This window comes from Rahnella sp. ChDrAdgB13, assembly GCF_017655185.1.
GTDB lineage: Bacteria > Pseudomonadota > Gammaproteobacteria > Enterobacterales > Enterobacteriaceae > Rahnella > Rahnella contaminans.
In genome coordinates this window covers 14898-39067 of sequence record NZ_JAEMGT010000024.1, presented here as the reverse complement: position 1 = coordinate 39067, position 24170 = coordinate 14898, and the positions used below count along the sequence as shown (strand labels likewise).

The window sequence follows — 24170 nt, the reverse complement described above, 5'->3', positions numbered from 1 at the left end:
GCTACAGGATCGGGAATGTGGTGATCTGATCCTGATTACGGCCAAAAGTTCGATTTATTCAACAAAGCCCCAACACATCAGAAACCTAACGAATCCAGCAGGTCGTCGACCTGTTCTTGCGAAGCGACAACACCGACGCCGTTGGCGTCGAGTTGCGGGCCGTTAAGCAGACTGTCGTTTTCACGCTTGGCTTTAACCTGCTGCTCAGGAATGTTTTCCATCAGCACCATCAGCAGCTGATTTTCAATTTCCTGAACCACAATCATCATGCGCTTGATCACCTGACCGGTGAGATCCTGGAAGTCCTGCGCCATCATGATTTCCATCAGCTGAGCATTGGTAAAGCTGGTGTGCTCAGGGACTTCTTTCAGGTAGCTGCGGGTATCCGTGACCAGTTCGCGCGCGTCCGATAACTCAATCGGGTTTTCGAACCATTCATCCCAGCGCTTATCCAGCTTTTTCGCGCCAGACTCAAGTTTGTTCTGGCGTGGCTGTGCGGCTTCAACGCTGTTCAGGGCGCGTTCTGCGGCCTGAGCGGTCATAGTGACGACGTAATCGAGACGGTCGCGCGCGTCAGGAATGGCTTCAGCCGCCTGAGCAATGGCCTGATCCAGGCCAAGTTCACGCATACTGTCACGCAACATACGGGTCAGTTGCCCAATGCGGGCGATAATCTCGCCCGCGGTTGCCGCATCATTTGCAGGCATTGGTATCTCTGCCATAAATCAGCTCCTACATGCCCAGTTTTTCGAAGATTTTGCCCAGTTTTTCTTCCAACGTGGCCGCAGTGAAAGGTTTCACAACATAACCACTGGCACCGGCCTGTGCGGCTGCCACAATGTTTTCTTTCTTCGCTTCTGCCGTCACCATCAGCACCGGCAGCTTGGCTAATGCGCCATCAGCGCGGATGGTTTTCAGCAGATCCAGACCGTCCATGTTTGGCATGTTCCAGTCGGATACCACGAAGTCGAAACCACCGGCACGCAGTTTGTTCAGTGCATCGACACCATCTTCTGCTTCTTCAACGTTGTTGAAGCCCAGCTCTTTCAGCAGGTTGCGCACGATACGACGCATGGTAGAGAAATCGTCAACTACCAGAAATCTCAGATTTGGATCGGCCATGTTTTATCTACTCCTAAGGTTTGGTGCTAAGCCGCGAGGCTGAAAAATTAAATACGTAATGCCTGACCGGCTGATATTTGTGCCAGCATCCGCTGACTGATTTGACTGAGATCCACCACTTCGTTTACGCCACCGGTCGCGATAGCCTCACGAGGCATACCGAATACCACACAGCTGGCTTCGTTTTGTGCAAGGGTATACGCCCCTGCGCGGTGCATCTCCAGCATGCCGGCGGCCCCGTCATTGCCCATTCCCGTCAGGATCACCCCAACGGCATTGCGTCCGGCATACTGCGCCACCGAACGGAATAACACGTCGACCGACGGACGATGGCGGTTCACCGCGGGCCCGTCGTTCAACTTAACCTGATAGTTGGCGCCACTGCGCGCCAGTTCCATATGTCTGTCGCCCGGTGCGATATACGCATGGCCCGGCAAAACGCGCTCGCCGTCTTCTGCCTCTTTCACGGTGATCTGACACAGTTTGTTCAGACGTTCGGCAAAAGAGCGGGTAAAACCCGGTGGCATATGTTGCGTAATCATCAGCGCCGGACAGGTCGGCGGCAGTGGTTGCAACACGTGACGAATCGCTTCGGTGCCGCCGGTCGACGACCCGATGGCAATCAGCTTTTCACTGCTCAGAAGCGGCGTATGGCTGAGAATGCGTGGCTGCTCAACGTTGACGTTTTTGTTGAGACGCGCTTTTGACGCCGTACGAATCTTATCGGCAATCATTTCGCTGTAGGCCAGCATCCCTTCGCGGATACCGAGCTGCGGTTTGGTGACGAAATCGATCGCCCCCAGTTCCAGTGCGCGCAGCGTAATTTCTGAGCCTTTACCGGTCAGCGACGACACCATCACCACCGGCATCGGCCGCAGACGCATCAGTTTTTCCAGAAAATCCAGACCGTCCATGCGCGGCATTTCGACATCCAGCGTCAGAACATCCGGATTAAATTTCTTGATGAGGTCGCGCGCCACCAGAGGATCCGGCGCGGTCGCCACCATTTCCATATCCGGATGGCTGTTGATGATTTCCGTCATCAGCTGACGCATTAACGCCGAGTCATCGACGCTCAACACTCTGATTTTATTCATTACCTCTCCTTGGCGAGGCCGTAGACGGTCTGGCCGCGCAAATAAAATTCCCGGCTGATTTGGCTGAAGTTTTCGGAGTGTCCGGCGAACATCAGGCCACCCGGTTTAAGTAACGGAACAAATCGGCGTAAAATTTTCTCCTGTGTTTCTTTATCGAAATAGATCATCACATTGCGGCAGAAAATTGCATCAAACGGACCGTTCAGCTGCCATTGGCTTGCCAGCAGATTCAGTTGCTGGAAAGCCACCATCTGCGCCAGTTCGGGACGTACACGCACCAGGCCACTGTGCGGGCCGGTGCCTTTGAGGAAGAATTTCTGCAACTGCTGCGGGCTGAGCGTGCGCAGCTCTTCCAGCCGGTAAACGCCCGCCGTCGCTTTCTCAAGTACCTGCGTGTCGATATCGCTGGCCTGAATGCGGCAGTTTGCCATCCGCGGCCCCAGTGCTTCGCTGAGCGTCATGGCGATGGAATACGGCTCTTCACCGGTCGATGCCGCCGTACTCCAGACGCTGTAATTATTTGGGCGCGAACGGGCATGCTCCGCCAGAATCGGGAAGTGATGCGCCTCGCGGAAAAATGCCGTCAGGTTGGTGGTCAGTGCATTGATAAACGCCTGCCACTCCGGGCTGTTGCTGTCACTCTCCAGCAAAGCCATGTAACTGCTGAAGTCATTAAGCCCGAGGATCCGCAACCGCCGGACAAGGCGGTTGTAGACCATTTCGCGTTTATGATCCGCCAGTACAATTCCCGCCCGCTGATAAATCAGCTCACTGATCCGGCGGAAATGCGTATCTGACAGCGGTAAACGCTGGATCATCTGTGCCATGATCGAAGAGTTATCAGCACTCATTGGCGAGCCTGGTTGATTCATGGTGCAGCTCCATTAATGGACAGGTGGTGTGACGGAAACCCCATTGACGCTTCATCCAAATTAGCCTGTCAGAAGGTTTCCCAGTTATCTGCCGAACCCGCTCGCGCGGTAGCCGGAAGTAACGTGGGTTGAGCCACCTGGCGTGGTGTAAAGGCCTGTGACTGGCCACTGCGGCGTTGCAACACGCCCCCGGCGGTGGCGAGGCGGAACACCGATACTGCGCGGGTCAGATTCTCAGATTCAATTTCAAGCGCGTGCGTGGAAGCAGCAGCCTGCTGAACCAGCGCGGCGTTTTGCTGAGTCACCTGATCCATTTGTGTCACGGCAATCGAAACCTGCTCGATTCCGCGGCTTTGTTCGTCTGACGCCGAGGCGATTTCGCCCATGATGTCGGTAACGCGGGTCACGGCGCGCACGATGTCATCCATCGTGTTACCGGCGGATTCCACCAGAACAGAACCCTGACTGACGCGGCTGACAGATTCATCAATCAGCGCCTTAATTTCTTTGGCAGCCTGCGCACTGCGCTGCGCCAGACTGCGAACTTCACCGGCCACGACCGCAAATCCGCGACCCTGCTCACCGGCACGCGCCGCTTCGACTGCGGCGTTCAGCGCCAGAATGTTGGTCTGGAAAGCGATGCCGTCAATCACGCTGGTGATTGCGCTGATTTTCTTAGAGCTTCCGGCGATATCATTCATGGTTCTCACCACGTTGCCGGTCAGTTCGCCGCCTTTTTCTGCGGTATTGGATGCATCACGCGCCAGCTGTGTGGCCTGACGGGCGTTCTCGGCGTTTTGTTTCACGGTCGCGGTCAGCTCTTCCATGCTGGCCGCGGTTTCTTCCAGCGCCGAAGCCTGTTGCTCGGTGCGTGAAGACAAATCTGTGTTACCGGCTGCAATGCCTTTCAGGCCGGAGAACATCGTGTCAGCGCCATGGCGCACGGTGCGGACGGTTTCGGCCAGCGACTGCTGCATCTGTTGCAGGCTTTCGAGCATCACTTTAATTTCGTAGCGCCCTTCCACCGTAATTGGCGCGGAAATATCCCCGGCACCGATACGGTCAAAATGGCCGCGCATGATAGTCAGCGGAGTGAACAGAATGCGACGGGTTACGACCAGCGCCAGCGCCGTCAGTACCAGCAACAGCACGGTAACGATGGTGGTGTTGATCATCACGCTCTGATAAGAATCCGCAGTTTGCGTTTGCGCCTGCTGGAAACGTCCGCCCACATAAGCGGTGTAATTACCGACATCTTTCTGGAACAAATCCTGATATTTCTGCGTCGGGCTGGCGAGGAATCCGTCCATGTCGCCGCGCGATAACGAATCAATCAGAACCTGCAACATACCGTGCAGCGCTTCGTAGCTGGCTTTATTCACGGTCGTCAGTTCAGCGGCTTTTTCAGTTCTGCGCGGCAGAGCCAGGAAAACAGCGTAAGAATCTTCAGCACTTTTCAGGCTGTTTTTAGCGTCACCCATCAGCTGTGTTACGGTATCCTGCGGCTGTTTCAGCGCCAGACGCGTCGCCGCGCGGTTCAGGGTATTACGGGTTTGCAGCAAATATGACCAGGTCTGGCTGAGCGCATCACGCTGTTCAGCGGTGTTGGATATCTGCTCAAAATTCAACTTATCCGTGTGGGCAGCTTGCAGCGATAAACCGCTACTGACCAGTTGCATAACGAAAAAAACTAACAATAACAAAAACATGCAGGTGGACACACGGATGTGCTTAAACATGGATAACCTCGTTGGGTGACAGCCCTGACCGTCACCCTCTTTCTTATATAATTATGCGATGTACGTGACTCAGAAGGTTTCCCAGTTTTCGGTTAAATCTGTACTTTGCGCTCCACCTGAACCGGCTTTAGAACCTGAAAGGTTCGGAGTCAACAGAGGCAGTCTTGCCGAAGTGCCCGGGTTCTGGCGCACGCTGTTATTTGCGGTCTGGCTCAGCGTAAACACCGCTACAGATTGCGTCAGCAGGCTTGCCTGCTCTTCCAGGGCCGCCGAAGCGGACGCGGATTCTTCAACCAGTGAGGCGTTCTGCTGCGTCACCCGATCCATTTCAGTGATAGCTTGTGCGACCTGCTCAATGCCGCGGCTCTGTTCATCAGAAGCCGAGGTGATTTCGCCCATAATGTCGGTCACACGCGTAACGGCGTTCACCATGTCGTGCATGGTTTCACCGGCACTTTCAGCCAGCACTGAACCGGTATTAATACGGCTGACAGAATCATCTATCAGCCCTTTAATTTCTTTTGCTGCCTGCGCGCTGCGTTGCGCCAGCGTACGAACTTCACCGGCCACAACCGCGAACCCGCGGCCCTGCTCACCTGCGCGCGCGGCTTCTACGGCGGCGTTCAGCGCCAGAATGTTGGTCTGGAACGCAATCCCGTCGATTACACCGGTAATGTCGGTGATTTTCTTCGAGCTGCTGGCGATGTCATTCATGGTATCGACCACGTTTGCCACCACTTTCCCACCCTTTTGAGCGGTTTCAGACGCGCTCAGTGCCAGCTGGCTGGCCTGACGGGCGTTTTCGGCATTCTGTTTCACCGTGGCGGTCAGCTGTTCCATGCTGGCGGCGGTTTCTTCCAGCGCGGACGCCTGTTGCTCGGTGCGCGAAGACAAATCGCTGTTACCGGCAGAAATTTCGCTCGCTCCGCTGTAAATGGCATCGGCGCCGTGACGCACGCCAGATACGGTGCGAATCAATTCGTCCTGCATGTACTTGAGACTATCGGCAAGCTGGCCGATTTCATTACGGCTTTTCACGACTATTTCGTGCGTCAGGTCACCGGTTGCAATTTTGCGGATGGTCTCGACAATATTTTTCAGCGGATGGACCAGAATTTTCTGCACGCCCAACCAGGCCAGAACCATGAAAATAATCAGCACAGCCAGCACGGTGCCCAGCATCCACAAGGCGTGGGTGAAGGAGTTATCACTGATCTGAACGGCGTCGTTGTACAGGCGATCGTTCTGATCGATATACGTGACGAAGGCTTTTTCGAAGTTGTCCTGATACTGCTGCGTAGGTTGTTCGAAGAAATCATTGATACGGCCCAGACCAATCAGTTCGATCAGTTCAGAAAGCGCGTCGTGCAGAACCTGATATTGCTTTTTAGCGTCTGCCGCGTATTCCGGGTTCTGGCTGGCATCGACAGGAATTTTTTGATAATTGGCAAAATGCTGATCGGCGATTTGCAGATCTTTCGTCGCGGTATCAATGAGTTCCTTAACCGTCGCACCGCTGCCCATCTGATTAGCGTCAAGCATGAAACGGATACCTGCGCGGTTAAGCGTGTTGCGGGTTTGCAGCAGGTAAATCCAGCTGGCGTTGAATTCCGCCTGTTGTAAACGGATCTCCTGCGAAGTGGTGAAGTTGTCTTTGTCTGTCTTTAAGGATTTAAAGAACAGGCCGCCGGATACCAACTGTAAAGCACCGAAGACCACCAGTAAGATCACGATACCCGTGACCACTTTCATACGGTTAAACATGTTGTTCCTTTTTAAATGGGATTTATCTGGAACAGTTATCGGCAGAAAGTGTGGGAACTTTATGTGATGAGGATCAGATTTTTTTGGAGGAGTCAGGGGGGTCAGGCAACGGTGGCGACAAAACTCTTTAACAGCGCAATGCGTTTCGCGTCAGGGTTCACCAGAAGGTCGTTGTAGATGGTCAATACTACGCCTTTGAGTAATTCGGTGGTGTTATCGATTTGGGAAAGGGTTTTAAGTTTATCAATATCATTGCCAATTTCACGCCCCTTCAGGGAAAGGCGTTTATTGGCCAGACCGGTCGCCAGTTCGGACGTCAGCAAAGTCATCAGACCGACAGCAGCCTCAGGGTTTGACGCCAGCTGATGAATGTAATACTTGAGCAGCAACGGGACGAAATCAGGCGTTGCGCCGAGTTCGGCACTCGCCAGATTGAGCAGGTCAATCATGTGCGCAGGCACACGACTTTCCACAGCTTTGCGCTGTATCTGCAACTGCTTTCTGATGGCGGGCACAGACTGAAAAGGGATCACCGCGACGTTATCGCAGGTTTTACAGACGCCCGCGATGATATTTTTCACCCTACCACTGCCATCATCAAACGGCACATCGCGCAGCTGATAACTTACGGTTCGTAAGGCCTCACAGACGCTACACACCGCCTTTTTCTCATCCCCGACTTTATAAATAATCATAATTTTCCTTAATGATGAACGCTGATAAAAACGCTGGTTGGATCTGTGAAATACCATTTTATGTACCAGTGAATTCCGGCACTCGTGACAGTGATAATGTGGACATCAATGCTGCTGTCGTAATGGTACGGACGAACCTGATGATTATCCCCGGATGACCTGCCGATCAACCCAGCGACTTCAAAGGGCGTGATGTCACCCGTGCTCAACAAATTCTTAAGATGAATCTCGCGCCTTGCCTCAAATTCAATATTTCCGTTCTTTAAACATTCGATCACCTTCCATTTGATCTCTCTGAAACTCATGTTGCCTCAATGTACGCCGGTTGTCGTACTCAATCAAATTATTATTTTGCCTCACGTCTTTATCCGTAAAGCCCCTTCTGCAGGGCTATCACGCCATAATGGGTAAAAAGATGCGCAGAGAAAATGATTGTTTTTCAAGCAAATGGAAGACATTACGCAAAAATGCGCTGCACAGTCTGCAATGCGGGTTTTGAACGTCAGTAAGGCTCGCAGGATGCGGTCTTGCCCCGCCCTCTCACGTTAAACAATAAATAACTCATCAGCGCCAGGATCCACACGCCAATCGCGCCGTACAGCAAGACGCCCGAAAAACCTTCTGTCAGTGCCTGCGCCGCTATACCGCCAGCCAGCGAAACTTCGCTGCCACCGGCGATGTGTTCGGCGATTGCCGGTAAATTTTCTCCGGCGGGCAACAATGCTTTCAGGCTGGCGGCGATGCCCGTAACCAGCAGGCTTCCCATCAGCGCGATGTTGATTGCCAGCGTGATAAGCCGCGCGCTGATATCAATGCCCGACGCCATTCCTGCGCGGTCGCCGGGGACGGAACCGGTTGTCGTGTTGGTCACCGGCGTATTGGTCAGGCCCAGCGCGGCACCGGCAATCAGTGCGCCCGGCAGCAGGCTGGTATGCGTTACGACGGCGATGTTCATCAGCATAAACCCCGCGCCGATAGTGAATAAACCCAGTGGGATCAGCCGTGCTGCACCGAATCTGGCGGTCAGCTTTTCGCCCAACGGCGGCATCAGCAACGTCGGTAATGTGTAAGCAAGAAGCGCCAGCCCGGTTGCAACGCTGGTATAGCCCAGCCCGCTCTGATAATAAACCGGCAGATAAATCATCAGCGGCCAGAAACTGAAGTTCATGCCCACAGACCCCATCAGCGCGCCGGAAAATGGCCGTATGCGGAACACCGAAAAATCAAACATCGGGTGCGGATGACGTTTCTCCGTCCAGACAAACAGCACCGCACTCAGCGCCGTTACCGCAATAATGCTTCGCGCCAGCGTGCTTTCCCAGCCCAGACTGCTGCCCTGCGTAATCAAATACGTTGCGCCCATCACTGTCACCGACAGCGTCAGCAATCCGCCGAGATCGAGTTTTTTGACCTGCCCGTCGCGGGATTCCACCACGTTATTCAGCGCCAGAATCAAGGTGATCACCGCGATAAAACAATGCACCAGAAATACCCACTGCCAGCTCAGCCACGCCACCAGAAGCGCGCCGATAATCGGCCCGAACCCCAGCCCGAAACCGAAGGTAATTCCCCACGCGGCGAATGCCTGGCTGCGCGCCTTGCCCTGCGGGAATTGTGTGGAAAGAATGGCGATGAGACACGTCAGCATCGCGCCGCCGCTCAGCCCCTGAAGGAAACGTCCGGCAATCAGCCACGCGGCGCTGCCGGATAATCCGCACATCAGCGATGTCAGCCCGAACGCGGCGATACTGATGATGAAAACGCGTTTGCGTCCGAAACGGTCGGCCAGCGTGCCGGTTGCCATCAGCACGGTTGTGCAGGCCAGCGTGTACGCGTTCATGATCCACTGAAGTTCGCGGAAACTGGCGTGCAGCTGTGCTTCAAGAACCGGCGAGATAACCGGTACGCTGGAGATTTCCAGCCCTGACATCAGGGCCGCGAGGCACACAGCCATCAGTGCCAATGTGTTTTTCATGCGTAAATCCTGCAAACGTTGAGAGGCGTCCAGCATGGAAGATCGGCGGCGCAGTGGAAATCAGCGGGCATGCCATGTATCGTCAAGATCATGCCAAACTGATGGTGACCTGTTATGCAAAAAATCGAAGCAACACGCGTTTCTGCGCCGCAAAACCGGCGGCTGGTTTTGCTCGCCTACGAATGCTTATGCACGTTTGAATTTGGAACAGCGGTCGAGGCGTTTGGCCGCGCCGATGAACTAACCGGCGAACCATTGTATGAGTTGTCCGTCGCCTCCGTTGAAGAAGGAAGCTTTGGCGCACAGGGCGGTGTCCGGCTGGTGGTCGATGGCGGGCTGGAACTGCTCGAAGGTGCGGGCACGATTGTCATCCCCGGCTGGCGAAGCATTCACGAACCGGCACCTGACCGGCTGATTGCGGCACTGCAAAAAGCCCATCGTAACGGCACGAGAATTGTGTCGATCTGCGCGGGCAGCTTTGTGCTCGGCGCTGCCGGTTTGCTCGACGGCAAACGCGCCACCGCGCACTGGAACAGCACCGACGTACTGGCACAAAGGTTCCCTGACGTTCAGGTTGAGCACGGTATGATTTACGTCGATGAAGGCAGCATCATCACCTCCGCCGGGGGTGCGGCGGGCGTTGACTTGTGTCTGCATCTGATCCGCCGCGATTACGGGATTGAAGTCGCAAACCGCACGGCGCGCCGGATGGTGACACCACCGCTGCGTGAGGGAAATCAGGCGCAGCTTATTCAGCAACCGGTGCCGCGTTATCAGACCAGAACGCTCGCCCCTCTGCTGGATGATTTACGCAGCCATCTCAATACGCCGCTGGTCATTGAGCAACTCGCCACACAAGCAGGGATGAGCCGCCGCACCTTTTTACGACGTTTCCATGATGCAACCGGCACCACGCCGGGCGAATGGATGCTGGGTGTCAGGCTGGAGAAAGCCTGTGCCCTGCTGGAAAACGGCAGTCTGAGTATTGACCGTGTCGCAGAACAGGCAGGATTTGGCTCACCGGAAACCCTGCGCCATCACTTCCGCCAGCGGCTGGGAACCACACCAACAAAATGGCGGAAAACGTTTCTGGAAAGAAGTCTGGTGGGATGAGTTCGGGCAAATAGAGGGCATTAATACCCCATCCCAGACTTCCCCTTCGCAGGGGAAGGAGCAGGACAAAACCGGCTTATGGCTCTGGCTCTGGCTCTGGGAAGGAGCAAGACAACACCCTTACGCATTGGATTTTGCAAAAGAATCTGAACGAAGGTTTTATTCGATCGGGAATGGCGTGATCAAAAATCTTGCTGAACGGAGCGGCTTCGAGACCTATGGCTCGAAGACCGAGAGAAGGAACCGCGCAGCGGCAAGATTTGCGCCACACGCTGATGTGCCAGAACATGTCCGTCGTTCCAGCGGCAGCGCGCAGTGAAAAGAGCGTGGAGTCCAGAGGCCCGCGCGATTGCGGGTCTCTGGGCCAGTGTGGGCGGCGAGCCCACGCCCTTGACGTTCAAAGGATTAGATCTTCGTCACCGAATCAACCAGTGCCATTTCTTCACTGCTCAGCAGCTTCTCAATATCCACCAGAATCAGCATACGGTCACCGAGCGATCCCAGACCGGTCAGGTACTCCGTCGACATGGTCACGGCGAATTCTGGTGCCGGACGGATCTGATCCTGGCTCAGCGACAGCACGTCAGAAACGCCATCAACCACAATCCCGACCACACGGTTTTCGAAGTTCAGGACGATCACCACGGTGTTTTCATTATAAATCACGTCTTCCTGCGCGAATTTTACCCGCAGGTCGAGGATTGGCACAATCACGCCGCGCAGGTTGGTGACGCCTTTAATAAATGCCGGGGTGTTGGCAATGCGGGTTACCTGGTCGTAGCCGCGGATTTCCTGCACTTTCAGGATATCGATGCCGTATTCTTCATCGCCTAAAGTAAAGATCAGGAATTCCTGACCTACCGTTTCGCCCGCAATTTTAGACACGGTTGCAAGTCCTGCCATGTTGTTCACCTTTGCTTTTTATCTTTAAATCGGCCTGAGTTCTTCACACCCGGCGACGGTTCAGGTCGCCGGAAGCTTTGCTTGTTATGCGGCGGTTGCGCCTGTTGCTAATTTATCGCGGTTCAGCGACTGCAAGGCAGACACGTCCACGATGAGGGCCACACTACCGTCGCCCAAAATGGTGGCGGCAGAAATGCCCGGCACTTTGCGATAGTTGCTTTCCAGGTTTTTCACCACCACCTGATGCTGACCAATCAGCTGATCCACCAGCAAGGCGTAGCGACGGCCTGCACTTTGTAAAATCACAACAATCGCCTGAGTGGCTTCGGTTTTGGCATCTTTTACGTCAAAGACGTTATAGAGCTCAACCAGCGGCAGGTACTCACCGCGCACCTGCAGAACGCGCTCGCCACCGGCCAGCGGATGCAAATCCTCGGCCAGCGGTTGCAGCGATTCCATGACGGCATTCAGCGGCAGAATAAAGACTTCTTCGCCTACTTTCACCGACATGCCGTCGAGAATTGCCAGCGTCAGAGGCAGCAGGATGCGGATCGTCGTGCCCTTCCCCTGCTGGGAATGGATTTCGACATGACCGCCCATTTCCTGAATGTTACGTTTCACCACGTCCATGCCGACACCGCGACCGGAAACATCCGTGACTTTTTCGGCAGTTGAGAAACCGGCAGCGAAGATAAGCATACCGACTTCTTCATCGCTCATGCTTTCACTGACGTTCATGCCCTGCGACGCCGCTTTCGCCAGAATACGTTCGCGGTTCAGACCGGCACCGTCATCAATCACTTCGATGCAGATGTTGCCGCCCTGATGCTCCGCGGACAGCGTCAGGTTACCGGTCGCATCTTTGCCGTTGGCGATACGCACTTCCGGCGTTTCCACACCGTGGTCGAGGCTGTTACGCACCAGGTGCGTTAACGGGTCAATAATGCGTTCGATCAGGCTCTTATCGAGTTCAGTTGAGCTGCCCAGCAACGTCAGTTCGATTTGCTTGTTCAACTTGCTCGCCAGATCACGCACCAAGCGCGGGAAGCGGCTGAACACGAATTCCATCGGCATCATACGGATCGACATCACCGATTCCTGCAAATCGCGGGCGTTGCGTTCCAGTTGCCCCATGCTGTTGAGCAGGTCGCTGTGGATCACCGGATCCAGCAGGTCAGAACGCTGCGCCAGCATGGACTGGGTGATGACCAGTTCGCCTACCAGGTTGATGAGCTGATCCACTTTTTCAACCGCAACGCGGATGCTGGTGGATTCCGGCGCTTTTGGCGCACGGGCTTTTGCCACTTCGGTGTTCGGCACAGCGGCCAGAACCGGCGCAGTACGCGGCGTGGCCGGAACCGGTGCAGCTTCAGCGACGACAGACACGGCGGCCGGCGTTTCGACAGCCGCTGGTGCCGCGGCGGCGGCGTGTGTGAAGCTGATTTGTTCCGGTTCTAGCACGAAGCACAGAACAGCAATAATGTCGTCTTCGGTCACGGTGGTGACCAGCGTCGCTTCCACGCTGTCTGCGGTCTGAACCGGATCTTTAATTTCGCCAAGATTACCCAGTTCTTCCAGCATGACCGGAACTTCCTGGGCTTTCAGACCGGAGAGGCGTACGCGCAGGTCGCCTTTGCCTGCGGCAGGTGCGGCAGGTGCGGCCGGTGCAGCTTCCGGGGCATTCGCCGCCGGGACGGATTCGACGACGTGAAGATCCGGAGCAGGCTCCCGCTCTTGTTGCGCGTCGAGGGCCAGTTGTCTCAGGGCTGCACAGATGTATTCAAAGCTGTCTGCATCGGGATCCCGGGATGATTTATAGGCGTCGAGTTGCTCCTGCATAATGTCTTTGGTTTCCAGAAACAGGTTGATGATGTCAGTGCTCAGGCTCATTTCAGCACGACGAGCACCGTCGAGCAGGTTTTCCAGTAAGTGAGTCGTTTCCTGCAAAACCGTAAATCCAAAGGTCGCTGCGCCCCCCTTAATTGAGTGCGCGGCGCGGAAAATCGCGTTGAGCTGCTCAATATCGGGCGCTTGCGGATCAAGCAACAACAGATGTTGTTCCATGTCCGCCAGCAACTCGTCTGCTTCATCAAAAAATGTCTGATAAAAATCAGTAATATCCATGCTCACGTGATCACCTCTGCTGTGAATCGCGGCTTGTTGATGTGGTCGCAGGTGCCGTTACCGTCGCAGCGGCCGGAGCCGATGTTGCAGGTTGGGCGCCCGCCGATGGTGTCACTGGCGTCTGCGTAGTAATCCCGGGTATTGATGGTGCCTGTACTGGTGCTGCTGATGATTCTGGTGTCGCTGGCACGGCCGGAGCCGGGCTCATTTTCGGCGCGAGTGCCGGGGCAGTCTGACGTCCAGGGACCTGTCTTTGCAGTTCACCGGCGTCATTGATTGTGATCGCTTCGCCCTCACTGTTTTCCCGCTCAATCGCTTCTTCTGCGTGTTTATTGAGAACTAAAATACTGATGCGACGGTTTATCGCGTCTCCGGCTGGATGATTTTTAAGCTGCATGGTGGAACCCATGCCCATCACCCGCAGAACCTTCCCTTCGCTCAGGCCGCCGATAATCATTTCACGGCGCGAGGCGTTGGCGCGATCGGTCGATAATTCCCAGTTGCTGTAACCACGTTCGCCCTGCGCATACGGCATGTCATCGGTATGACCGGCCAGGCTGATTTTGTTCGGGAAATCGTCCAGAACCGGCCCGATAGCGCGCAGGATATCGCGCATGTAAGGCTCAACAATGGCGCTGCCAAGCTGGAACATCGGGCGGTTTTTACTATCGATGATCTGAATACGCAAACCCTGCTCAGTGAGGTTAATCATCAGATGCGGACGTAAATCCTTAAGCCGCGGATCGGATGCCAGCATGTCTTCCAGCTTCTGCTGCAGGCGTTGTAAATCTCCGGCCTCACGTTTGCTCTCGCCCTGCGACTGATCCATTTTGTGGACTTCACCGTCCTGCACCGTCGGGTCAGCGCCACCACCCGGGATCGGGCTGGTGGCATCGCTGCTGCGTGGCCCGCCGGTAATGGCCACCGCCAGTGGCGTACGGAAGTATTCGGCAATTTGCACAAGTTCTTTAGGGCTGGAGATCGAAATCAGCCACATCACCAGAAAGAAAGCCATCATCGCTGTCATAAAGTCAGCGTAAGCAATCTTCCACGAACCACCGTGATGCCCTCCGCCGTGCTTATTCTTTTTCTTGCGTACAACAACGATTGGATGGCTCTGATGCTTCATACTTTTTCTTCTTCAGTTTGTTTCTGGCCCGGTGATTTGACCTGACGAACGTGTTCCTCCAGCTCGATGAAGGAAGGTCGTTCGGAGGTGTAAAGCGTTTTACGGCCAAATTCGACGGCTATTTGTGGCGCATAACCGTTGATACTCGACAGCAAAGTCACCTTGATGCACTGCATCATTTTGGCGTTTTCCGCGCTTTTTTGTCGCAGTACGCTGGCCAGCGGGGAAATAAATCCGTAGGCCAAAAGGATACCGAGGAAAGTCCCCACCATCGCATGGGCAATCAGTGCCCCGAGTTCTGCGGCCGGACGATCCGCCGCTGCCAGGGTATGTACGATCCCCATGACCGCCGCCACGATACCGAAAGCAGGCAGTGAATCGCCGACCAGCGCCAGGCTGTTTGCCGGGACTTCACTTTCATGCTCGTAGGTTTCGATTTCCTCATCCATCAGTGCTTCGATTTCAAAGGCGTTCATGTTGCCGCTGACCATCAGGCGCAAATAGTCCGTGAGGTATTCGACTAAATGCTTATCGGCAAGGATGCGGGGATAATTAGCAAAAATGTCGCTTTCTGCCGGATTGTCGATGTCATTTTCCAGCGACAGCATCCCCTGCTGGCGCGATTTGGCTAACAGGCGGTACAGCAGCGCCATCAAATCCATATACAACGCTTTGTTGTATTTCGACGCGCGAAACAGCTGCGGTAAGGCACGCATAGTGGATTTAATCGCTTTGCCGTTGTTACCGACGAAGAAGGCGCCAATGCCGGCACCACCGATAATGAGTAATTCTGCGGGTTGGTATAATGCGCCCAGTTCACCGCCGACGAGCAGGAAACCGCCAAACACTGAGCCCATGACCACGAGGTAACCTAATATTACTAGCACGATGAATCCTTAATTCTATGTGGTTTTAGGGCGAGGAAAAGCGCGAGGCTGTGCCACCTTGCCCGATGTTACGCAGCTCAAACGTGCATAAAAGGGGCCAGATTATGGCGGAGACGTTAGGGGGAAATGATGAGCGGTGCTACCACCGCTCCGGACGACATACTGCAACCTAACAATCTCAGACAGCGCGCTTGACCTGTTCGTCCAGCTCTTGAGATGTTATATCGGCAACCTGCGGGGAAAGTTTACGTTTTTTTACTGCCCTGGATGGGGGTTGGCAAAGACTGCATACAAACCCGTGGCGCGGTTGGTGTGCATGGGTAATGAATGAACCTTCGCAGCAGTTGCAGGCAGAGAGCTGCAGCATTCCGCTGTCGACAAAACGGACCAGCGTCCATGCGCGGGTCAGAGCAAGGATCGGCGCCTCGCCGGGCTGTTCCGGACATTGCTCCAGATAAAGACGGTAAGCCTTAATTACGGCTTCCACGCCATTACAATGTCCGCTCTTTAAGAGAAACGAGTACGCGTTGTAAAACATGGAAGAGTGGATGTTCTGTTCCCAGGTCATAAACCAGTCCGTCGAGAACGGTAACATCCCTTTTGGCGGCGGGCTGCCGCGCAATTCTTTGTACAGTTTAATCAGTCGGCCACGACTCAATTGCGTTTCGCTTTCCAGCATCTGCAATCTGGCACCCAGCGTAATCAATTCCATGGCAAGCTGAATGTCCCGTGCTTCCTGGACGATACTTTTTTCTGCCGGTTTGGTTGACGCATCTTTCCCTGACATAGCTACGCCCTTTTCTTCATCGCGCCGCTGTCTTTCGCAGCCAGGCCTTTAAGCAGGTGGCTGGACAACAGGATGCCGGTGTGGATTTGTTGTAAGTCATCCACACGCGATTCCTGAGTCAGTCGTTCAATTGTCTTACTGTCGTCAAAGCGGAACTGACATAAAAGCTGGTTCGTTTCAGCCAGCTTCACCATCTGTGGCAGCGTCAGTTGCCCCAGGGTTTCTGCCATTACGTCATCAATCCCCAGGCGAAACATCGCTGAGGCCTTTTCGTCGTTAATCAAGCGCTGTGCCAACAATAGATATGACAGGTTGATATCATATATGTGCTTTAGCAATTCGGACATTCTGTTCTACCCCATTACCGATGCCACTTTTTTAAGGTGGCGGATTGATAGACATATTCCATGCAGCAAGAGTTTCACCCGGCGTGACAGGAGTATTTTTTACTATCAAAACAATTGGATCATTGGCTGATTAATAAATCTCACGTTGGAAATAGATTTATCCTGCGGTATTTACTTCACCGCCAATACAAAGTTGTTCCTGATGTAAACTAAATTAATTGTGACAATTGCACTGCTAAGTAATCGTGAAACACTTCAGTTTTGGTGTACTGGCAGGGTCCGTTGCTGTGATGGCGTCTCATTCAGTGAAACGCTTTTACATACATTATTAGGAATAATCTTACTACGACGCAACTCTAACCCCGTTCCCTTTATACATACAATCTGGGCGTTGCCGAATTTTGAATAAAGTGTGACGCACATCACACTTTTAAAACTTATTTTGTCCCCAAAAGTGCAATTTATCGTAAAAATTTGCGCAGTTTTAAACCAAAAGTAAAAAAGCGTCTAAAAAAGGGGGCTGTGGCTGTCTTTTTTCGCCATTTTGAGATCATTTTGTACAAAGACCAATTAAAGCCAAATGATTAGCACACACGCCAATCAATCATAGTTCACCCAGTTTTTTATGCTGTAAATTTCCAATAGCGTGATCATTGTGCTAATTCTGCGCAACCCAGTCACCACAAGGCTTACAGGGGAACGAGTCCTAAAAGTTTTGGTTAAATTTAGTTCAAAAAGTAGGGGGAACGTGAGCAACCACGCTATTTCAAAAGCAAAAAGACAATGATTGTAAGGATTTGTTACAAGGCGAGCGCAGACATCCAGTCATGAGACTAGATTGATAAGAAGAAATAATGAGACGGCGGACTTAGGCCGTACAAACGTATCGGCATCTCTTCAGGAAAACTTTAATGATTGTGCTTAAAAAAGTGGTTTATGCCGCTCAATGGCAAATTGAAAGCTCAAGAATAGGAATTTTATTACTCAACCAGCATCCCGCGCCACTTTCTGCGTGTAAAAAGCGAATAAAGCACATCGCTAAATGCATTTATTAAGAGGATTCTTGAATAGTCACGGGGATTAACCTGTTATTAAGCAGGCTAATTAGCGGGGGAAATAAAAATTTAATAATACACGGCACATAATCTGACCAGACAAGGGTGCGGTGTTGTTACTGAACAATAAAAGACCAAATAAAAAACCTGCCTGAATTTCAGGCAGGTCATAACCTAATATTATGGAATAAGGTTTTGTACGTTAAAAAGGCATGTTTCGTGGGTCCGTATGCTGATATACGAACCCCAGCTCTTTGCAGATCCGGTCGCCATCGACGATTTTGCCCTTCCCTGCTGAAGGTTCTTCAGCAAACGTCGGAGGCACCAGCTCCATCTGCCGCGCCAGTGCCGGATAGAATTGGGCTTTTGCCGGATGCGAAGGCGCACAGAGATTATAGGTATGGCCACCTTTTGGCAGGCTGAGCAGCAAGGTGATGGCAGCGACCACGTCATCCTGATGAACCAGGTTGACGCCGTGCTGACCGCCTTTTACCTGCGTTTTTCCGGCCATGAATCGCCCCGGATGGCGATCGCCGCCCACCAGCCCGGCCAGGCGCAGGACATCGACCGACGTATTCGGTAAACCGTGGAACCAGTTTTCCAGCTCTTTGAGCACAATGCCGCTGCGTGAAACCGGCAGCAGCGGCGCGTCTTCTTTCATCACACCTTCATGGTCGCCGTAAACGGACGTCGAGCTGGTAAAGATGATGCGCCGGACGTTATGCGCCAGTGCGCTGTCCGTCAGCTGTTGTACTGCCTGGAAATAGAGTTCGCTGCCTTCCGCCGTTCTGCGCGCAGGCAGCGTGATGATTAAAGCATCGACGTTGAGCAACTTTTCGAGATCGTCCGATTCGCATTCCATTTCCGGCGTGAAGACCAGCGGGAAACATTCAATGCCGATCATTCTGGCGGCATCGACACCGTCGGGCATCGTTTTGCTCCCGACCACGTCGTACCCTTTTGAAGCCAGCGCCATTGCCAGCGGCATGCCCAGCCAGCCCAGTCCGATAATCGAAATCTTTTTCATACATCGCTCCGTTTGTTCTCTGGCATGATTTCACCAGTTGCAGATATCTCTCTTTATACTAGCAAAATACGCCTTTTCCCTTCGGTGGTGCGTAATGATTTTTCAGCGTCTGTTAGCAGATCATTCATTTATTTGATGAAAACCCTGCTGCGGATAAGAAAAACTCATCATCAGAAAAAAAGGTTGCGCAGTTGCCGCCCGATAGTTTAGTTTTATTGGCAACGAATTTGATACGTGTGGCGGATGATTCAGTTTTGAATCACGCGGCGCTGAATGAACAAAACGAGACACTGAAATGACAAACGTTCTGATTAACCACCATCATCACCATCACCCTGACTAGTCTTTCAGGCGATTGGTGCTGGGAGACTGTTTAGATCTTCCAGTGGCGCAGAACGCAGAGAGAGCCCCCGGAAGATTTCTTCCGGGGGCTTTTTTTATGGCCGAAGGAATTGAAGTAAAAGAATCTGACGAACTGAATTTACGATAAATAATTGAGAAACTGAGGTCATCATGCTGGATAAAACACGTTTACGGATAGCAATGCAGAAGTCAGGTCGCCTGAGCGATGAGTCGCGCGAACTGCTGGCCCGCTGCGGGATTAAAATCAACCTGCAGGAACAGCGTCTGATCGCCTTCGCCGAAAATATGCCGATCGACATCTTGCGTGTTCGTGATGACGATATCCCTGGGCTGGTGATGGACGGCGTAGTTGACCTGGGCATTATCGGTGAGAACGTGCTCGAAGAAGAGCTGCTGAGCCGCCGCGCTCAGGGCGAAGACCCGCGTTACTTCACACTGCGTCGTCTGGATTTCGGCGGTTGCCGTCTGTCACTGGCTACGCCGCTGGACACTGAATACACCGGTCCGCAAAGCCTGCAAAATGCTCGTATCGCCACCTCCTACCCACACCTGCTCAAACAGTATCTCGATAAAAAAGGCGTTGATTTCAAATCCTGCCTGCTGAACGGCTCCGTTGAAGTGGCACCGCGTGCGGGTCTTTCGGACGCAATCTGCGATCTGGTGTCTACCGGCGCGACGCTCGAAGCCAACGGCCTGCGTGAAGTTGAAGTAATTTACCGCTCCAAAGCCTGCCTTATTCAGCGCGACGGCGAAATGCCACAGGCAAAACAGCTTCTGATCGACAAAATGATGACCCGTATTCAGGGCGTTATTCAGGCCCGCGAATCCAAATACATTATGTTGCACGCGCCAAGCGAGCGTCTGGACGAAATTGTCGCGCTGCTGCCGGGGGCTGAACGTCCGACTATTTTACCGCTTGCAGGCGATCAGCAACGCGTTGCCATGCACATGGTTAGCAGCGAAACGCTGTTCTGGGAAACCATGGAGAAACTGAAAGCGCTGGGCGCCAGCTCTATTCTGGTTCTTCCAATCGAAAAAATGATGGAGTAATGCCATGAAGCCTGACGCGTTCTCTACGCCTATTGACTGGCAGCAATGCGACGCACAGCAGCGTCGCGACCTGCTGACCCGCCCGGCGATTTCTGCCTCCGACCGTATTACTGAATCGGTGAGCGAGATCCTGCGGCGTGTCCGCAGTGAAGGTGACAGTGCGCTGCGCGAGTTTTGCGCCCGCTTTGATAAAACTGAGGTGCAGGATCTTCGCGTCACCGCGGAGCAAATTTCAGCAGCCGCGGCGCGTCTTGGCGATGATGTTAAACAGGCGATGGCGCACGCAGTGCGTAACATCGATACTTTCCATCAGGCACAGAAACTGGCCGTGGTGGATATCGAAACGCAGCCGGGTGTCCGTTGTCAGCAACTGACCCGCCCGATTCAGTCCGTCGGGCTGTACATTCCGGGTGGTTCCGCACCACTGGTCTCCACCGTATTAATGTTAGCGACACCGGCGCGTATCGCAGGTTGCCAGAAAGTGGTGCTCTGTTCACCGCCGCCGATCGCCGACGAAATTCTGTATGCCGCACAGTTATGTGGCGTGGAAGAGGTGTATCAGTTGGGTGGCGCGCAGGCGATTGCGGCGCTGGCGTTCGGCACGGAAAGTGTGCCCCGCGTGGCGAAAATCTTCGGGCCGGGCAATGCGTATGTGACCGAAGCAAAACGTCAGGTCAGCCAGAGTCTGGACGGCGCGGCGATCGATATGCCCGCCGGGCCTTCTGAAGTGCTGGTGATCGCCGACAGCGGCGCAACGCCGGATTTCGTGGCGTCTGATTTGCTTTCACAGGCGGAACACGGCCCGGATTCCCAGGTTATTTTACTGACGCCGGATGTGAAAATGGCGCAGGCCGTCGGCGAAGCGGTTGAACGCCAGCTGGCGACGTTATCGCGCAGCGACATTGCGCGTCAGGCGCTGGAAAGTAGCCGTCTGATTGTCGCGAAAGATCTCGCGCAGTGTATCGAAATCAGCAACGCCTACGGGCCGGAACACCTGATTCTGCAAACCCGCGAGCCTGAGCAGTTGGTCGATAGCATCACCAGCGCCGGTTCGGTTTTCCTCGGCGACTGGTCACCGGAATCCGCAGGCGATTATGCGTCGGGCACTAACCACGTTTTACCGACTTACGGCTACACCGCGACCTGTTCAAGCCTGGGTCTGGCCGATTTCCAGAAACGGATGACCGTACAGCAGTTAACGCCGGAAGGGTTGCTGGGGCTGGCGGAAACGATTGAAACACTGGCACAGGCTGAACAACTGACTGCGCACAAAAATGCAGTCACCCTGCGTGTAAATGCCCTGAAGGAGCCGCGTTGATGAGTAATGAAATGAATCTCAGCGTTCAGGCGCTGGCCCGTAAAAACGTGCAGGAACTGACGCCTTATCAGTCCGCCCGTCGTCTGGGTGGCAACGGTGATGTGTGGCTCAATGCCAATGAATACGCCATCGCACCAAATTTTGAACTGACGCAGCAGACGTTTAACCGTTATCCGGAATGTCAGCCAGCACGGGTGATCAACCGCTACGCCGCTTACGCCGGTGTGGATCCGGAACAGGTGCTGGTCAGCCGTGGCGCTGATGAAGGCATCGAGCTTTTGATCCGCGCATTCTGCGAACCGGGCAAAGACGCTATCCTTTATTGTCCGCCGACGTATGGCATGTACAGCGTCAGTGCTGAAACCATTGGTGTGGAAGGCCGTACGGTTCCGGCAAAAGCCGACTGGTCTCTGGATCTTCCGGCGATCGAAGCCGCGCTGGACGGTGTGAAGCTGGTTTACGTGTGCAGCCCGAATAACCCGACCGGCAATATCATTGACCCGGACGAAATCCGCGCCGTACTGGAAATGACCCGTGGCCGCGCGATTGTTGCGGTGGACGAGGCGTATATCGAATTCTGCCCGCAGGCGAGCGTTTCCGGCTGGTTGCAGGAATATCCGCACCTCACCATTTTGCGAACGCTATCGAAAGCTTTTGCGCTTGCCGGCTTGCGCTGCGGCTTCACGCTGGCGAACAGCGAAGTCATCGGCTTATTAATGAAAGTGATCGCGCCTTATCCAATATCTACGCCGGTCGCAGATATCGCCGCACAGGCACTGAGCCCGGAAGGACTGGCGCTGATGCGTCAGCGTGTGGCCGAAGTGACTGAAAACCGCGTCTGGTTACAGGAAGAGCTGGAGAAATGCGCCTGCGTAGAAGCAGTTTTTGCCAGCGATACCAACTATGTATTGGCGCGTTTTACCGCATCTGCCGCAGCATTTAAAAACCTCTGGGATCAGGGCATTATCTTGCGTGACCAGAATAAGCAACCGGGGCTTTCCGGCTGCTTACGTATTACTATCGGCACCCGGGAAGAACTCCAGCGCGTCATTACCGCATTGCAGGCGCTACCCGGTGCCGCTGCCGCCTCCATTAATGAAAAACAAAATAGCCCCCGCAAGGAGCACATGTGAGCCAGAGTCCACAATTTCAAAAAACGCTCTTTATTGACCGTGACGGCACCCTGATTTCTGAGCCGCCGGAAGATTTCCAGGTCGACCGTCTGGACAAACTGGCGCTGGAGCCCGGCGTTATTCCGGCCCTCCTGTCCCTGCAAAACGCTGGCTTTAAGCTGGTGATGATCACCAATCAGGACGGTCTGGGCACAGCCAGTTTCCCACAAGAAACGTTCGATCCACCGCACAATCTGATGATGCAAATCCTGACTTCGCAGGGCGTGGTTTTCGATGATGTGCTGATTTGCCCGCACCTGCCTGCGGACCACTGCGACTGCCGTAAACCTAAAACCAAACTGGTGCAGGCTTATCTGGAAAGCGGCGTCATCGATACCGCCAACAGTTATGTGATTGGCGACCGTGATACCGACATCCAGCTCGCCGCCAATATGGGTATCGCCGGGCTGCGTTATCAGCGCGATACGCTGAACTGGGCCAATATTGCCGGGCAACTGACGAAACGCGACCGCCATGCCAAAGTGAACCGCGTGACCCGTGAAACAGCAATTGACGTGGATGTCTGGCTGGATCGCGAAGGCGAAAGCAAGATCCGCACCGGCGTCGGCTTCTTCGACCACATGCTGGATCAGATTGCCACCCATGGCGGTTTCCGCATGAACATCGAAGTGAAAGGTGATTTGTATATCGACGATCACCACACCGTTGAAGACACGGCGCTGGCGCTGGGTGAAGCCATTAATAAGGCCCTGGGGGATAAACGCGGCATTGGCCGTTTCGGGTTTGTATTGCCGATGGACGAATGTCTGGCGCGCTGCGCACTGGATATCTCCGGCCGCCCGCACCTGGAATATAAGGCAGAGTTTAACTATCAGCGCGTCGGCGATCTGAGCACGGAAATGGTCGAGCACTTCTTCCGTTCACTGTCCTACGCAATGGCCTGTACCCTGCACCTGCGCACCAAAGGTAAGAACGATCACCATCGCGTCGAGAGCCTGTTCAAGGCATTCGGGCGCACGCTGCGTCAGGCGATTCGTGTCGATGGCAATACATTGCCGAGCTCGAAAGGAGTGCTGTGATGAACGTCGTTATCCTTGATACGGGCTGTGCCAACCTTTCTTCCGTGAAATATGCGGTTCAGCGTCTGGGTTTTGAACCGACGGTGAGCCGTGATCCGGAAATTGTTTTGCAGGCAGATAAGCTCTTTTTACCGGGTGTCGGCACCGCACAGGCGGCAATGGAACAACTCGAACAGCGCGAACTGATTGCACTGATTAAAGCCTGTACACAGCCGGTGCTGGGGATTTGTCTCGGTATGCAACTGCTGGCGTCTTCCAGTGAAGAAAACGGCGGGATTGATACGCTGGGGATCATTGAAACGCCCGTGCGCCGTATGCCCGATCTCGGTTTGCCTTTGCCGCATATGGGCTGGAATCAGGTGACAGCGAACGCTGACAGCCATTTATTCCGTGGCATCGATGAAAACGCATACTTCTATTTCGTCCACGGATTCGCCATGCCGGTTTGCGAAAACACGATCGCGCAAACGCTTTACGGTGAGCCTTTCAGTGCTGCCGTGCAAAAAGACAACTTCTTCGGTGTGCAGTTTCACCCCGAACGCTCCGGTGCGGCGGGCGCACAGTTGCTGAAAAACTTTCTGGAGATGTAAA

General features: G+C 54.0%; 21 protein-coding genes and 1 other annotated feature. Of the genes, 6 read left to right on the top strand and 15 right to left on the bottom strand.

The features are described 5' to 3' along the window. Window positions 1-77: 77 nt before the first annotated feature. From cheZ to J8X26_RS08620, 8 genes are all read right to left on the bottom strand, one after another. Window positions 78-722, bottom strand: coding sequence for a protein phosphatase CheZ (gene cheZ / locus J8X26_RS08655; protein WP_104922337.1), 645 nt, complete (start codon window positions 720-722; stop codon window positions 78-80). Window positions 723-732: 10 nt separating this feature from the next. Then, entirely contained in the window at window positions 733-1122 is a 390-nt protein-coding gene (cheY, locus tag J8X26_RS08650; RefSeq protein WP_104922338.1) for a chemotaxis response regulator CheY, read from the bottom strand. Between the two features lie 47 nt (window positions 1123-1169). Beyond that, window positions 1170-2219, bottom strand: a complete 1050-nt coding sequence (locus J8X26_RS08645; RefSeq protein WP_152325862.1) for a chemotaxis response regulator protein-glutamate methylesterase — start codon at window positions 2217-2219, stop codon at window positions 1170-1172. Then, window positions 2219-3091 (bottom strand): protein-glutamate O-methyltransferase CheR, encoded by an 873-nt coding sequence (gene cheR, locus J8X26_RS08640; RefSeq protein WP_152325861.1) that lies wholly within the window; start codon window positions 3089-3091, stop codon window positions 2219-2221. Before cheR ends, J8X26_RS08645 begins: the two co-directional genes overlap by 1 nt. A gap of 68 nt (window positions 3092-3159) precedes the next feature. After that, complete coding sequence (locus J8X26_RS08635) at window positions 3160-4830, bottom strand: methyl-accepting chemotaxis protein (RefSeq protein ID WP_208950664.1); 1671 nt, start codon at window positions 4828-4830, stop codon at window positions 3160-3162. A gap of 69 nt (window positions 4831-4899) precedes the next feature. After that, window positions 4900-6594 (bottom strand): methyl-accepting chemotaxis protein, encoded by a 1695-nt coding sequence (locus J8X26_RS08630; protein WP_152325859.1) that lies wholly within the window; start codon window positions 6592-6594, stop codon window positions 4900-4902. Between the two features lie 101 nt (window positions 6595-6695). Then, window positions 6696-7289 (bottom strand): hypothetical protein, encoded by a 594-nt coding sequence (locus J8X26_RS08625; protein ID WP_208950663.1) that lies wholly within the window; start codon window positions 7287-7289, stop codon window positions 6696-6698. A gap of 502 nt (window positions 7290-7791) precedes the next feature. Next, window positions 7792-9264, bottom strand: coding sequence for an MFS transporter (locus J8X26_RS08620; RefSeq protein WP_208950662.1), 1473 nt, complete (start codon window positions 9262-9264; stop codon window positions 7792-7794). A gap of 114 nt (window positions 9265-9378) precedes the next feature. Between J8X26_RS08620 and ftrA the strand changes: the two genes are divergently transcribed. Beyond that, on the top strand, window positions 9379-10377 hold the full coding sequence (gene ftrA / locus J8X26_RS08615; RefSeq protein WP_208950661.1) for a transcriptional regulator FtrA: 999 nt from the start codon (window positions 9379-9381) through the stop codon (window positions 10375-10377). Between the two features lie 405 nt (window positions 10378-10782). On the opposite strand, the gene cheW is transcribed toward ftrA, so the two are convergent. From cheW to J8X26_RS08580, 7 genes are all read right to left on the bottom strand, one after another. Next, a complete protein-coding gene (cheW, locus tag J8X26_RS08610) occupies window positions 10783-11280 on the bottom strand; it encodes a chemotaxis protein CheW (RefSeq protein WP_095922337.1) in 498 nt (165 codons plus the stop codon). A gap of 84 nt (window positions 11281-11364) precedes the next feature. Further along, window positions 11365-13404 carry a chemotaxis protein CheA gene (gene cheA / locus J8X26_RS08605; protein WP_208950665.1) on the bottom strand — a complete coding sequence of 680 codons (2040 nt, stop codon included), beginning with the start codon at window positions 13402-13404 and terminating at the stop codon, window positions 11365-11367. A gap of 10 nt (window positions 13405-13414) precedes the next feature. Then, window positions 13415-14533, bottom strand: a complete 1119-nt coding sequence (motB, locus tag J8X26_RS08600) for a flagellar motor protein MotB (protein WP_208950660.1) — start codon at window positions 14531-14533, stop codon at window positions 13415-13417. After that, window positions 14530-15420: a flagellar motor stator protein MotA gene (motA, locus tag J8X26_RS08595; RefSeq protein ID WP_152325852.1), complete on the bottom strand. Its 891-nt coding sequence runs from the start codon at window positions 15418-15420 to the stop codon at window positions 14530-14532. The genes motB and motA overlap by 4 nt, the downstream gene beginning before the upstream one ends. A gap of 178 nt (window positions 15421-15598) precedes the next feature. Further along, entirely contained in the window at window positions 15599-16207 is a 609-nt protein-coding gene (gene flhC, locus J8X26_RS08590; protein ID WP_101078668.1) for a flagellar transcriptional regulator FlhC, read from the bottom strand. Window positions 16208-16209: 2 nt separating this feature from the next. Further along, the gene (gene flhD, locus J8X26_RS08585) at window positions 16210-16554 is read right to left on the bottom strand and encodes a flagellar transcriptional regulator FlhD (RefSeq protein ID WP_120508226.1); all 345 of its coding nucleotides are present in this window, start codon (window positions 16552-16554) and stop codon (window positions 16210-16212) included. 1257 nt (window positions 16555-17811) lie between these two features. After that, entirely contained in the window at window positions 17812-18636 is an 825-nt protein-coding gene (locus J8X26_RS08580; RefSeq protein WP_208950659.1) for an SDR family oxidoreductase, read from the bottom strand. 318 nt (window positions 18637-18954) lie between these two features. Beyond that, window positions 18955-19076, top strand: a sequence feature (His leader region). Between the two features lie 73 nt (window positions 19077-19149). On the opposite strand from J8X26_RS08580, the gene hisG reads away from it, so the two are divergent. From hisG to hisH, 5 genes are read left to right on the top strand one after another with little or no spacing between them, the layout of a single operon-like run. Further along, window positions 19150-20049, top strand: a complete 900-nt coding sequence (hisG, locus tag J8X26_RS08575; protein WP_101078671.1) for an ATP phosphoribosyltransferase — start codon at window positions 19150-19152, stop codon at window positions 20047-20049. 4 nt (window positions 20050-20053) lie between these two features. Beyond that, complete coding sequence (gene hisD, locus J8X26_RS08570) at window positions 20054-21367, top strand: histidinol dehydrogenase (protein ID WP_208950658.1); 1314 nt, start codon at window positions 20054-20056, stop codon at window positions 21365-21367. Then, a complete protein-coding gene (gene hisC, locus J8X26_RS08565; RefSeq protein ID WP_152325849.1) occupies window positions 21367-22500 on the top strand; it encodes a histidinol-phosphate transaminase in 1134 nt (377 codons plus the stop codon). The genes hisD and hisC overlap by 1 nt, the downstream gene beginning before the upstream one ends. Beyond that, the gene (hisB, locus tag J8X26_RS08560; RefSeq protein WP_208950657.1) at window positions 22497-23579 is read left to right on the top strand and encodes a bifunctional histidinol-phosphatase/imidazoleglycerol-phosphate dehydratase HisB; all 1083 of its coding nucleotides are present in this window, start codon (window positions 22497-22499) and stop codon (window positions 23577-23579) included. Before hisC ends, hisB begins: the two co-directional genes overlap by 4 nt. Beyond that, window positions 23579-24169: an imidazole glycerol phosphate synthase subunit HisH gene (gene hisH, locus J8X26_RS08555; protein ID WP_152325847.1), complete on the top strand. Its 591-nt coding sequence runs from the start codon at window positions 23579-23581 to the stop codon at window positions 24167-24169. Before hisB ends, hisH begins: the two co-directional genes overlap by 1 nt. Window position 24170: the final 1 nt, after the last annotated feature.